This window comes from Kitasatospora sp. NPDC048298, from assembly GCF_043201465.1.
In the GTDB taxonomy this organism is placed as follows: Bacteria; Actinomycetota; Actinomycetes; order Streptomycetales; family Streptomycetaceae; genus Kitasatospora.
Map to the genome: position 1 here is coordinate 247867 of NZ_JBICYZ010000002.1, position 12813 is coordinate 260679.

Below are 12813 nucleotides of genomic sequence, written 5' to 3' on the forward strand. Positions count from 1 at the left end.
CCCTGAAGACCGCAAGATGCTGCTCGACCCCGGCTTCGAGCTGACCCTGCGCCCGATGCGCTACCCGTCGTTCTACGACCGGTACCGGGACGCCATCAAGAACACCTGGACGGTGGAGGAGGTGGACCTGCACTCCGACGTCGCCGACCTGGCGAAGCTCAACGAGGGCGAGCGCCACCTCATCGGGCGACTGGTCGCGTTCTTCGCGACGGGCGACTCGATCGTCTCCAACAACGTGGTGCTGAGCCTCTACAAGCACATCAACTCCCCGGAGGCGCGGCTCTACCTGAGCCGTCAGCTGTTCGAGGAGGCCGTCCATGTGCAGTTCTACCTGACGCTGCTGGACACCTACCTGCCCGACCCGGAGGACCGGACGGCGGCGTTCGCGGCGGTGGAGAACATTCCGTCGATCGCGCAGAAGGCCAAGTTCTGCTTCAAGTACATGAACGCGGTCGACCACATCGACTCGCTGCAGACCAAGGACGACCGCCGCGCGTTCCTCCTGAACCTGATCTGCTTCGCCGCCTGCGTGGAAGGCCTGTTCTTCTACGGCGCGTTCGCCTACGTGTACTGGTTCCGCAGCCGCGGCCTGCTGCACGGCCTGGCCACCGGCACCAACTGGGTGTTCCGCGACGAGTCCATGCACATGGACTTCGCCATGTCGGTCGTGGACACCGTCCGCGAGGAGGAGCCCGACCTCTTCGATGACGAGATGGCCAAGCAGGTCACCGAGATGCTGGAGGAGGCCGTCGAGGCCGAACTCCAGTTCGCCCAGGACCTCTGCGGCGACGGCCTGGCCGGCATGAACACCGAGTCGATGCGCCAGTATCTGGAGGCCGTCGCCGACCAGCGCCTGGCCCGCCTGGGCCTGCCGATCCGGTACGGGTCGACGAACCCGTTCGGCTTCATGGAGCTCCAGAACGTCCAGGAGCTGACCAACTTCTTCGAGCGCCGCGTGTCGGCGTACCAGGTGGCCGTCGAGGGCTCGGTGTCCTTCGACGACGACTTCTAAAGAAGCGCGCATGACAGTGGTGCCCCGCACGGCGACAGCCCGTGCGGGGCACCACTGTCGTTTCAGGCGGCCGCTCCGCGCGCCGCCCGTCCGGATGAACTCCTCGGCCGCACCGGCGGCATGCGTCCGGGCACGGCCCGCCTCCGGCTACGGTCCGGCGCACAGCCGAGCGAAAGGGGAACACCATGGCGGCGACCGGAATCCTGGACTACGAGAGCGACGCGATCGTCCAGCTCATGAGCATGGCCGAGGGGGACTGGACCGAGCAGGAGCTCAAGGACGCGCTGCAGCGGGCGATCATGCTGGAGCTCTCCACCATCCCGCCCTACGCCACCGCGCTCTGGTCGATCACCAGCCAGGACGACTCCCAGCCCGTCCGCCACACGATCCGCGAGATCGTCTTCGACGAGATGTCGCACTTCGGTCTGGTCTGCAACATGCTCACCAGCATCGGCGGCACCGTCGTCCTCACCGACCCCGCCACCGTCCCCAAGTACCCGGGCGAGCTGCCCGGTGGGGTCAACCCGGGGCTGATCGTCTCCCTCGGCGGGCTGACCCGGGAGTCGGCGGGCCTCTTCTCCGACATCGAGAAGCCCGAGAACCCGCTCGCCTTCGCCGCCGACGGGAACACGATCGGCGCGTTCTACCAGCGGATCGCCAATGTCTTCCCGAACTTCGCCCACCTGCTGACCGGGCAGAACCAGGTGACCTTCCCGCTCGGGTCGGGCCACGGCGCCGGCAACGACATCGTCGCGATGAACACCATCGACGACGTTCTGAAGGCGATCGACATCATCCAGACCCAGGGCGAGGGCACCACGGCCTCCCCGGACAATCCCTTCCCCGGCGCCCCGGGCGAACTCGCCCACTACTACGCGTTCAAGGAGATCGCCGTCGGCAAGAAGCTCGTGCAGAACCCGGCGACGGGGACGTTCGAGTTCACCGGCCCCGACGTGCCGCTCCCGGACACCTCGCCGGTCGCCCGGGTCCCCGCCGGCGGCTGGGCCAACGACCCCGGCAACGCGCCCGACCAGTCCACCGCCGCCCTGCTGCACGACTTCAACTCGACCTACAGCACCATGCTGACCTCCCTCGAACACGCCTGGGGCGGCAACCCGAACGAGCTCTTCACCGCGATCGGGAACATGAGCGACCTGGCCGACACCGCCCAGCGGATCAACGCCATCAAGCTCCCCGCGGACCCCCGCTTCACCTACGGCCCGGAGTGGCTCTTCGTCACCGGCTGACCGCACGCGGGCCCCCGCCCGGCGCACGAACGCCGGGCGGGGGCCGAGCCGTGCGTCACCCCTCCGCGACGGCCTCCAGCGGGCTCAGCGCCGCCGCCCGCCGCGCCGGCAGGGCGGCCGCCAGCGCACCGATGACCAGCGAGCCCAGGCAGACCAGGGCCAGCGTCCCCCAGGGCAGGGCGAGCGCGTACCCGTCCATCGCGCCGCCCGCCAGGGCGCCGACCGCCCAGGCGCCGAACAGGCCGCCCGCCAACCCCAGCAGAGTGCCGAAGGCGGCGACCGTCACGGCTTCCAGGCGGATCATCCGACGGACGCCGGCACGATCCATACCGATGGCCCGCAGCATCCCGATCTCCCGCGTCCGCTCGGCGACCGACATGGCCAGGGTGTTCACGATCCCCAGCGCGGCGATCACCACACCGATGCCGAGCAGCCCGTACATCAGCGTCAGCAGGTCACCCGTCGTCCCCGCCGCCTCGTGCACCAGCTGCGAGCGGTCCTGCACCTTCAGCAGCGGGTTGTTGCCGACCGCCGCGCGCAGCGCGTCCGTGGAGGTGCCGTCGGCCCGGACCAGGATCCGCTGGACGGAGCCGGGCTTGTAGCCGTCGCGCTGCACGTCCTCCCGGGCACCGACGGCGTCCCGCGCGGTGGGGTTGTCCCGGTAGACGCCCGCCACGGTGTACTTCGCGAACTCCTTGCTCCGGCCGACCCGGACGTCGACCTGCCCGCCCGTGCTCACCCCGCTCTCCCGGGCGACGCTGCCGGAGAGGGCGATCCGGCCTGGTCCGAGGTCCTCGGCCGAGCCGCTGACGAAGTCGAGCTTCATCACCTGACCGACAGCGCCGGCGTCGACGCCGGAGATCTCCCGGACCCGCCCCCCGACGACCGCCGTCGAGTCCGCGACCGCGCTCGCCTCCCGCACCCCGGGCACACCGGCCACCCGCCCGACGGCCGCCGGGTCGATGCCCGTCATGGTGTCGCCGGTGCTGATCACGTAGTCGGCGCCGAGCCCGTCCGCCGTCTGCCGGTCCAGGGCCTGCCCGGTCGAGTTGCCGATGGTGGCGAGCCCGCTGACCAACGCCGTGCTGATCAGTAGGGTGGCGGCGGTCGCCGCGGTACGGCGGGGGTCCCGCAGGGCGTTCTGCCGGGCCAGGACACCGGCGGTGCCGAACCGGCCGGTCAGCCGTCCCGTCAGCCGGATCACCGGGCCGGCGAGCGAAGGCGCCAGCACGATCAGCGCCACCACCAGCACCCCGCAGCCGAGCATCGCACTGCGCAGGTTCTCCTCGGAGGCGTCCTTCGCCGAGCCGGCGAGCGAGACCGACAACCCGAAGCCCAGCAGCAACAGCACCGCTCCGACGACCGCCCGCACCTTCGACCCGTCCGCCGGCCGCGCGGCCGCCCGCAGCGCCTCGACCGGCGCGATCCGCGCCGCCCGCCGCGACGGCAGCCAGGCCGCCGACACCGTCACCCCGACCCCGACGAAGAGCGCCGCCGCCACCGGCCGGGCCCCGATCACCAGCGGGCCCTCCGGCAGCCGGCTGCCGTCCCCGCTCAGCAGCCCGGGCATCACGGCCGCGATGCCGAGCCCGAGCGCGAACCCCACCGCCGACGCCACCAGCCCGACCAGCGCCGCCTCGGCCAGCAGCGAGCGCACCACCTGGCGCCGGGTCGCCCCCACCGCCCGCAGCAGCGCGATCTCCCGGCTGCGCCGCGACACCAGCATGGTGAAGGTGTTGACCACCAGGAACGACCCGACGAACAGCGAGACCCCGGCGAAGACCATCGGCATCTTCTGGTAGCCGCGGGTCAACGTGCCGACGTAGACGGCCTGTTGCTCCGCCTGCGCCCGCCCGGTGGTGGCCTCGGCCCGGTCGGCGGGAAGCATCCCCCCGATCCGCTCGGCCAGCTCGTACTCGTCGGTCCCCGGAGCGGCGACGAGGTCGATGCCGGTGTACCCCCCGGGCGCCGCGAACAGCCGCTGCGCGGTGGCCCGGTCGAACAGGGTGAGGGTGGCGCCGGCCGTGACCCGGGTGTCGGCGGTGCTCACGATCCCGACCAGGCGCGCCGTGAGCACCGGGCCGTCCGTGGCCAGCGTGACGGTGTCGCCCAGGTGGAAGCGGCCCGCGTCCGCCGTACCCCGGTCGACGGCGATCTCCTCGGCACCGGCCGGAGCCCGGCCCTCCACCAGCGGGTGGCGCCCGGGTTCGTACGCGGCGGCGAGGTTCGCTCCCCGCTTCACCCGCAGCGGGGTGCCGTCCGCCGCGTTCAGGGTGGCGCTCCCGTCCGCCGTGGGCCGCACGGCCGCGACGCCGGGCACGTCCGCGAGCCGGCGGGCGAGGGCGTCGGTCAGGACGCCGGGCTCCTTGCCCGTCACCGTGACGGAGACGTCGGCGAAGTTCCGTGACGCGGCGGCGCGTTGGGCGGCGGCGGTGGAGTCCGCGAAGACGAGGGTGCCGGAGGCGAACGCGACGCCGAGGCAGACCGCGAGCACGGTCATCAGCAGCCGGGCCTTGTGCGCGAGGACGTTGCGCAGGGCTGTGGTCAGCATGAGCAGCTTTCGGAGGTAGAGGGGGCGCGGGTTCAGCCGGCGAAGGCGGGGGTCTCGGGGTTCCCCCCGGAAAAACGCAGCATGACGTCCAGCACCCGGTCCGGCGTCGGGTGCGCCATCTCGTCGACCAGCCGCCCGTCGGCCAGGAACACCACCCGGTCCGCGTACCCGGCGGCCACCGGGTCGTGGGTGACCATGACCACCGTCTGCCCCAACTCCCGTACGGAGTCCCGCAGGAAGCCGAGCACCTCGGCGCCGGAGCGCGAGTCGAGGTTGCCGGTCGGCTCGTCGCCGAACACGATCGCGGGGCGGGCGACCAGCGCCCGGGCGACCGCGACGCGCTGCTGCTGCCCGCCGGACAGCTCGGCCGGGCGGTGCCCGAGGCGCTGGGAGAGGCCGACCATCGCCACCACCCGGTCCAGCCACGCCTTGTCGGGCCTGCGCCCCGCCAGCGACAGCGGGAGGGTGATGTTCTCCAGCGCGGTCAGCGTGGGCAGCAGGTTGAACGCCTGGAAGACGAACCCGACCCGGTCGCGCCGCAGTCGGGTGAGCCGCCGGTCGTTCAGGCCGCCCAGTTCCGTGGTCCCGATCCGCACGGAGCCCGAGGTGGGGGTGTCCAGCCCGGCCGCGCAGTGCAGCAGGGTGGACTTGCCGCAGCCCGACGGGCCCATGATCGCGGTGAACTCGCCCTCCCGGAAGGCGACGCTGACCCCGTCCAGGGCGGTGACCCGGGTGTCGCCGCCGCCGTAGACCTTGGTCAGGTCGGCGGTGGCGGCCGCGATTCCCGGCGTCACGTTCGGGTTCTGCGGGCCGAGGGGGGTGGCGATCACGTGGGGGGCTCCTGTCCGAAGTGCGAATCACTGCACTTCGGATGGTGTCCGAGCCACGTATCAGCGCCCCGGCCCGCCGTGTATCAGGGACCGCTCCGCTGTGCGGCAGTCCGGTAGCGGCCGGGCGCTCAGCCCGGCAGCCGCAGCGTGGCCACCGCCCCGCCGCCTCCCGCGCCGCCGTCCCCCGCGTTGGCGAAGCTCAACTCCGCGCCCAGCACCCGCGCCTGCCCCACCGCGATGGTCAGCCCCAGCCCGTGCCCGGCGCCCCGCTCGGCGGCGCCGGTGTGGAACCGGCGCGGACCGTGCAGCAACAGCTCGGCGGGGAAGCCGGGGCCGTGGTCGCGCACGACGACCGTCCGGCCCTCGACGGTGACCAGCACCGGGGCCGCGCCGTGCCGATGGGCGTTGACCACCAGGTTCTGGACGATCCGCTCCAGCCGCCGAGGGTCGGTCTCCACCGGCTCCGCGTCCTTCACGGAGACCTCGGCCTCGAACCCGGTCCGCGCCACCGCCTCCCGCACGACCTCCCCCAGCGGCACCGGGACACGCACCGGCTGCTCCGCCCCCGCGTCCAGCCGGGAGACCTCCAGCAGATCCTCGACCAGTCCCCGCAGGTCCCGCACCCGGGCCCGGATCAGGTCCTCGGTCTCCCCGTCCGGCAGCAGGTCGACGGCGGCCAGCAGCCCGCCGACCGGCGTGCGCAGCTCGTGCGCCACGTCCGCGGTGAACTGCCGTTCGGTGCGCAGCCGTCGGCCGAGGCTGTCGGCCATCGCGTCCACCGTCGCCGCGATCTCGGCCACCTCGTCGCCGCCCCCGGTGGGGCCGGTCCGGGCGTCGAGGTCCCCGGCGGAGATCCGGCCCGCGGTCTCGGCGACCCGCCGCAGCCGGCGGGCGAGCAGCCCGGCCCCGTACCCGGCGAGCGGCAGCGCCACCGCGAGCGCGACCAGCGAGGCCACCGCCATCGCCACGTCCAGCCGGGGCAGGTCGGACAGCTCCGGCGCCATGTTGATTCGGACGGCCAGCACCGGGCTGCCCGGCCCGCCGGTGCGCTGGGCGGCCCAGTAGCTCGGGCCGACGTTCCCCTCGGCCCGCCCGTCGTAGGCGGTGTGCCGCCGGTCGTCGGCCGGGTGCCGCAGTTCCGCGGGCAGGTCGGGCGGGTCGAGCTCGGCCCCGTCCGCGAGTGCGCCCGTGCGCCGGTAGACGTCCATCGCCGAGTACACCGTGTTGAAGGCCCGCGCCTCGGCCCGGGCGCGGATGTCCTGTGCCGTCCACAGGTGCACCAGCAGCCCGACCGCCGCCGCGACCAGGCAGGCGGTGGCGGCGGCCAGCGCGGCGATCTTCCGGCGCAGCGACGCCGGGCGCTTCATCCGGGCACGCACCGCGCTCAGCGCCTGAGCTTGTAGCCGAAGCCGCGGACCGTCTCGATCCGGTCCCGGCCGAGCTTGCGGCGCAGCCGCTGCACGCACAGGTCGACGACCCGGCTGTCGCCGTCCCAGCCGTACTCCCAGACGTTGCGCAGCAGGGTGTGCCGCTCCAGCACCACCCCGGGGTGGGCGGCGAACTCCAGCAGCAGCTTGAGCTCGGTCGGGGTCAGCGCCACCGGCTTCCCGCCGACGGACACCTCCATCCCGGCGGTGTCGACGCTCAGGTCCCCGAAGACCAGCACCTCCCCGCCGGCGGCCTCCTCCGGCGGCGCGGCCGCCGCGTACGTCGCCCGCCGCAGCAGCGAGCGGATCCGCGCCACCAGCACATAGGTGTCCACCGGCTTGACCACGTAGTCGTCGGCCCCGGCCTCCAGGCCGGCGACCACGTCGAGGCCGTCGCCGCGCGCGGACATCATCAGCACGGGCACCAGGCTGCTCTCCCGGACCCTGCGGCACAGGCCGATCCCGTCCAGGCCGGGCAGCATCACGTCGAGGATCAGCAGGTCGAACGGCTCGTCCCGGAACAGCTCCAGCCCGGTGAGGCCGTCCGCCGCGGCCCGCAGCTCGTAGCCGTAGCGCTCCAGGGCGACGGTGAAGGAGCGGCGCATCAGCTCGTCGTCCTCGACCAGCAGCACACGGACGGGGCGCGGGGAGGGCTCGGGCGAGGACACGGGCGGAGGGCTCCAGTTCACGGGGCGGAACGGTCCGCTGCAGGGGGCGGCGGCCAGGGGAACGATACGGCAGAAAGCGGACGCGAAGGCCCCGCCGCCCACGTCGATGCCGGGCCGAGCGCCCCCTGATACCCGGCCGATACGAAACGCGGGGGCCGGCCCGGGATTCCCCCGTGCCGGCCCCCGACTCGCCTCCGGGCTTTACGCGTTCGGCACCGTCGCGTACTTCGGGGTGCCCTCGGCCATCTGCCGCAGGGCGTCCTTGCGGTCCCGCTTCGACAGCTTGTCGATGTAGAGGGTGCCGTAGAGGTGGTCGGTCTCGTGCTGCAGGCAGCGGGAGAAGAAGCCGGTGCCCTCGACGCGGATCTCCTTGCCGTCCTTGTCGACGCCGGTGACGGCGGCGTAGTCCGGGCGGGCCAGCTCGGCGTAGGCGGTCGGGACGGAGAGGCAGCCCTCGTTGCCGTCGTCCAGGACGCGGCGGCGGTCGGCCGGGTACTCCTCCAGCACCGGGTTGATCACGTGGCCGATGTGGCGCACGCCGTCGTCGTCCGGGCAGTCGTAGACGAAGACCTTGAGGTCGACGCCGATCTGGTTGGCGGCGAGGCCGACGCCCTCGGCGGCGTACATCGACTGGAACATGTCGTCGATCAGCGCGGACAGTTCACCGTCGAAGACGGTGACGTCCTTGACCTCGCGGTGCAGGACCGGGTTGCCGACGACGGTGATCGGACGCGCGGTGCCCTTGCTGAGGTCGGGCTCCTCACCGATCACCTTCACGGGCGTCTCGGGCGCCGTCCCCTCCACGTCGTGCTCGTGCTCGTGCTGCTCGGCCTGCTCCGCCATGTCTTCCGCTTCCGTAGGTGTACGCGTTACCTCACCAGGGTACTCAGCACACCTCTTCGAGATCCCGGTAAGCCCGGCTTCCCGGGGCCGCCGCGACCCAGCGGTCCAGCAGGGTGCGCACCAGGTGCGCCGGGGCGGCGATCCCGCACTCGCGCTCGACCAGCCAGGACATCCCGGCCGCGCCGCCCTGGCTGAGGTGGCTGAGGTGGCCTGGGTGGGCGGCGTCGCCGTCGTCGTGGGGGTCGTGGTGGGCGGCGACGCCGTCGTCGGAGGCCATCCGGCTCTCCGAGCAGGCCCGGCACAGCAGCCGCACCGAGGACGTCCAGTCCTCGGCCGCGTAGCCGGCGTCGGCGACCAGCCGCTCCAGCGCGTCCCGGTCACCGGCGGTGGCGGCCTGGAGCAGCACCACGTACGTCGGCACCGGGGAGGGCGCCCACAGCTCGATCTCGTCGAACACCGGGTAGGCGACACCGTCGGTGACCCGCTCGCCGTGCGGGGCGCCGTCGTGCAGCACCACCTCGCCCCAGCGGCGGCCGGAGGAGGGCAGCGGGATGGACAGCACCTCGATCCGGGCCGGGTCCAGCCGGCGGCCCCAGACCACCTCGGACTCGCCGTCCGGGGAGAGCCGCACCGGGGTGGTGCCGAGGTCCAGGCTGACCGGGCCGTCCTGCTGCGCGCCGGGGCCGCCGGGCAGCTTCAGGCCGTACGCCTGCCAGGCGCGGCGGGCCAGCGGCCAGTCCTGGAGGGCGGTGGCGGTGATGCCGAGGTTCCACCAGTCCGGGGCGCCGTGTTCGCGGTCCAGCAGGGCGACGGCGCGCAGGCCGGCCGAGCGGGCCTGTTCCCAGTCCCGGCGGAACTTGTGCAGCAGGGCGAGGTTGAACCAGGAGTCGGAGAGCCACGGCTCCAGGTCGGCGGCCATCACCAGCAGCGCGCCGGCGTCCTCGTAGCGGCCGTCGCCGATCAGCGTGAAGGCCCGGTCGGTCGTCTGCCGCCAGGTGGCGGACGGCCGGTGCCGTGCCCGGTGGAAGATCCTCACGTTCGTCCCTGCCGTCGTCGTCCGCTCAAGTCCCGTGCCACCGTGCCCGTACCGCCTCCGACGTGTGCGGGGCCCGGTGCCCCGGGTCGGTGTTCCACGCTACGACCGCATCCAACCACGCCCGCCCCCGCCCGCGCTCCCCACCGCCGAGGTTGGGGCCCGCCCCTCCCCAGCCTGCCTGTCCGATCCCGCCCGCTCAACCCCTGACGGCCGCGGCCCGGTTCCCGGGGGCCGCGACGGCGGCGGCCGGGCCCGCTCGGCACGGGCCCGGCGCGCCCCTCGGCAGCCCCCGGCGCCCCCTGGACGCCCTGGCCGGGCGGGCCGGCCGGGCCCGGCGGCGGCCCCGGCCGTTCAGCGGCGGCCCCGGCCGTTCAGCCTGGCCAGGGCGTCCACCACCCGGGCGTCGTAGACCCGGCCGCGGCCCAGTCGCAGCACCTCCAGCACCTCCAGCCGCCCGACCGCCTCGCCGATGCCCCGGCCGCGGGCCGCCGTGAGCAGGTCGTCGTGGGCGTTGGCGACCCGGATGATCCGGGACGCGAGCGGCACCTGGCCCTCGCCGGAGGCGGGTCCGGTCCAGGGGTCGGCCAGCCGGGCGACCTGCTCGGCGACCTGCCGGGGCACCCTGGTGCGGCTGATCACCTCGCTGCCGAGGCGCGCGATCCGCTGCTGCTCGGCGCCGGGCAGCAGCGCGGTGGCGCCGTCCGGCACCGGCTCGACCAGGGACAGCTGGCCGACGTCGTGCATCAGCGCGGCGTACTCCAGCAGAGCGAGCTCGTGGGTGCTCATGCCCAGCTCGCGGCCGAGCGCGCACGCCGTGTCCGCGACCCTGCGCGCGTGCCCGTGCGGGGTGTAGCCAGCCACTTCGGTGGCCCGGGCGAGGCTGGCGATGGTCTGCCCGGTGGTGGCCCGTACGGCGGCGGCCCGCCGGAAGGACACCTGGGCGAGCAGCAGCGGGGTGCAGAACAGCGGCAGCGCCCACAGCCCGACCTCGCCGGCCGCCAGGCTGACCAGCATCCCGGTCGCGACGATCGCCGAGCCGATGCCGAACAGCGAGCGCAGCTCGTCCTCCAGCGCGGCCGGGAACCGCGGCCCGCCGCCGGAGCGGCGCAGCAGCGCCGCCAGGGTGGCGTCGCAGAGCGCGGCCAGCCCGGCCACGGCGGTCAGGAACACCCCGTACGCCGGGCCCTCGGGCGAGAAGCGGTCGACCATGCCGCCGTTGTAGAGCGGCTGGAAGACGGCGGCCGCGAAGCCGACGGCGAGCAGCCGGCGGGCGGCGCCGTCGCGGCGGGCCGGGTCGGCCCAGGGCGGGCGGCGGTGCGGGTGACCGGCGCCGCCGACCAGCCAGCCCAGCAGCAGGCCGGCCCCGGTCACCGCGACCACCTGGAGCGTCCCGTGCGCGGTCGGCACTCCGCGCAGCGGCCCGAGCACGGCGTACGCCAGCGCGGCGGCCGCGCCGATCGGCGCCTGCTCCCGATCGCCCGGAAGGGTGATGCGGACGCACTCGCCGAGCGTGATCAGCGCGGTGAACGCCAGCGCGACCCCCGGCTCCGCGACCCCGCGCACCGCGACCGCGCCCAGCGCGAGCGCCAGCAGCGCGGCGGCCGCGGCATGCACCCCGCGCGTGGTGCGCCCTCGGGGCGTGCACCCCAGGAGCACGCGCCCCAGCCTCCGGAGCCCGACCACCCCGGCCCCCGGCACCGCCCGCCCGGACCCCGGCACCGCCCGCCCGGCGGCCGTCCGCCCGGCCGCGGTACGGCCCACGTCGCCGCGCCCGGCGGCCCTCACGGCTGCCCCACCGGGGGGAAGCTCCCGCCCTGGGGCGGTACCCGGCCCGGCGGCACCCGGACCGGCGCCGCCCGGACCGGCTCGGGCACCCCGAGCGGGATGTCCGGCACCGCCTGGATGGAGTCCTCGGAGTGCACCACCGGCTGCCAGTCGTGCCCGGCCAGCGCGTCGATCAGCGCCCGCACCATCACCGGGTCGAACTGGCTGCCCGAGCAGCGCTCCAGCTCGGCGACCGCCTCGCCGACCGGGCGTCCGCGCCGGTAGGAACGGGTGGAGGTCATCGAGTCGAAGGCGTCGGCGACGGAGATGATCCGGGCGAACTCGGGGATCTGTTCGCCGGCCAGCCCACTCGGGTAGCCCCGGCCGTCCATCCGCTCGTGGTGGTGCAGGATCCCGGCGTGCGCCTCGCCGAGGAAGTCGATCCCGCGCACCAGCTCGTACCCGTACACCGGGTGGATCTCCACCGCCCGGCGCTCCGCCTCGGTGAGGGGACCGTTTCTGCGCAGCAGCTCGGTGGCCACCCCGAGCTTGCCGACGTCGTGCAGGATGCCGGCGAAGCGCAGGGTGCGCAGCCGCTCGGCCTCCATGCCGAGCTGAGTGGCGATCAGCACCGAGGCCAGGCCGACCCGTTCGCTGTGGCCGCGGGTGTAGGAGTCCTTGATCTCCACGGCCTGCACCAGCGACTGCACAGTCGCCTGGTGGGCGTCGCGCTCGCGCTGGCCCTGCGCGAACACCCAGGCCGAGATGGACAGCGGCAGCAGGGCGAGCAGCGCCGCGAACGCGCCGTACGGGCCCTGCCAGAGCACCGCGACCATCAGCCCGCCGGCCGCGTGCACCAGCACCGGCAGCCCGTACACCGAGTGCGCCCCGCGCAGCAGCACCCACGGCCCGCGGCCCTCGCTGAGCATCAGCATGACACCCACCACCACCCCGTTGACCAGGCAGAACACCGCGACGGCGGCGAATCCGGGCAGCAGTGCGGCCGGGAAGCGGGAGCCGAGCAGCAGCTGCGGGCCGCGCAGCAGGTGGAAGGCGGCCGAGGAGGCGAAGGCGCACAGCGCGAGCTGGGAGCCGTTGAACAGCTGGCGCGGGCGGCAGCCGCGCCCGTTCGGTCCGCCGAGCACCGCGGCCGGGGCGGCGACCAGGGCGGCGGCGGCCGGCGGGAGCATCAGCACCCCGGCGAACAGCACCGGGAAGAAGGCGTTCACCCCGGGCCGGGCGGGCACCCGCTCGGGCAGCGCCGGCCGGCGCAGCAGCCGGCGCACCAGCACCAGGCAGGGCGTGGGCAGGCCCTGGGCCAGGGACTCCCAGCAGCCGTGCAGGAAGGCCAGCAGCGCGACCTTGGGCCAGTCCACCGGCGCGCCGAGCCAGTGCGGCACCCCGGGGGCGGCCGCGGCGGGCAGCAGCGGCACCA

Annotated in this window: 10 protein-coding genes; 2 read left to right on the forward strand and 8 right to left on the reverse strand. The window is 74.4% G+C overall.

The genetic code is table 11. From position 1 onward, the window contains the following. Positions 1–16 precede the first annotated feature (16 nt). On the forward strand, positions 17–1012 hold the full coding sequence (locus ACGF0D_RS02265; RefSeq protein WP_392913722.1) for a ribonucleotide-diphosphate reductase subunit beta: 996 nt from the start codon (positions 17–19) through the stop codon (positions 1010–1012). Between the two features lie 185 nt (positions 1013–1197). Continuing rightward, positions 1198–2259, forward strand: a complete 1062-nt coding sequence (locus ACGF0D_RS02270; protein ID WP_392913650.1) for a ferritin-like protein — start codon at positions 1198–1200, stop codon at positions 2257–2259. Positions 2260–2314: 55 nt separating this feature from the next. Here the strand turns inward: ACGF0D_RS02270 and ACGF0D_RS02275 are convergent, their stop codons facing one another. From ACGF0D_RS02275 to ACGF0D_RS02310, 8 genes are all read right to left on the reverse strand, one after another. After that, entirely contained in the window at positions 2315–4810 is a 2496-nt protein-coding gene (locus ACGF0D_RS02275) for an ABC transporter permease (protein WP_392913651.1), read from the reverse strand. Positions 4811–4842: 32 nt separating this feature from the next. Next, positions 4843–5604: an ABC transporter ATP-binding protein gene (locus tag ACGF0D_RS02280; RefSeq protein WP_392874239.1), complete on the reverse strand. Its 762-nt coding sequence runs from the start codon at positions 5602–5604 to the stop codon at positions 4843–4845. A 164-nt stretch (positions 5605–5768) separates the two neighbouring features. Continuing rightward, entirely contained in the window at positions 5769–7007 is a 1239-nt protein-coding gene (locus tag ACGF0D_RS02285; RefSeq protein ID WP_392913652.1) for a sensor histidine kinase, read from the reverse strand. A gap of 17 nt (positions 7008–7024) precedes the next feature. Beyond that, positions 7025–7672 carry a two-component system response regulator CseB gene (gene cseB, locus ACGF0D_RS02290; protein ID WP_392913724.1) on the reverse strand — a complete coding sequence of 216 codons (648 nt, stop codon included), beginning with the start codon at positions 7670–7672 and terminating at the stop codon, positions 7025–7027. 264 nt (positions 7673–7936) lie between these two features. Next, positions 7937–8578: a peptide deformylase gene (def, locus tag ACGF0D_RS02295; RefSeq protein ID WP_392873325.1), complete on the reverse strand. Its 642-nt coding sequence runs from the start codon at positions 8576–8578 to the stop codon at positions 7937–7939. A 43-nt stretch (positions 8579–8621) separates the two neighbouring features. After that, positions 8622–9614, reverse strand: coding sequence for a tetratricopeptide repeat protein (locus ACGF0D_RS02300; RefSeq protein WP_392873328.1), 993 nt, complete (start codon positions 9612–9614; stop codon positions 8622–8624). A gap of 351 nt (positions 9615–9965) precedes the next feature. Further along, positions 9966–11228 (reverse strand): HD-GYP domain-containing protein, encoded by a 1263-nt coding sequence (locus ACGF0D_RS02305; protein ID WP_392873330.1) that lies wholly within the window; start codon positions 11226–11228, stop codon positions 9966–9968. A gap of 167 nt (positions 11229–11395) precedes the next feature. Next, on the reverse strand, positions 11396–12811 hold the full coding sequence (locus tag ACGF0D_RS02310) for an HD-GYP domain-containing protein (RefSeq protein WP_392913654.1): 1416 nt from the start codon (positions 12809–12811) through the stop codon (positions 11396–11398). Positions 12812–12813 lie beyond the last annotated feature (2 nt).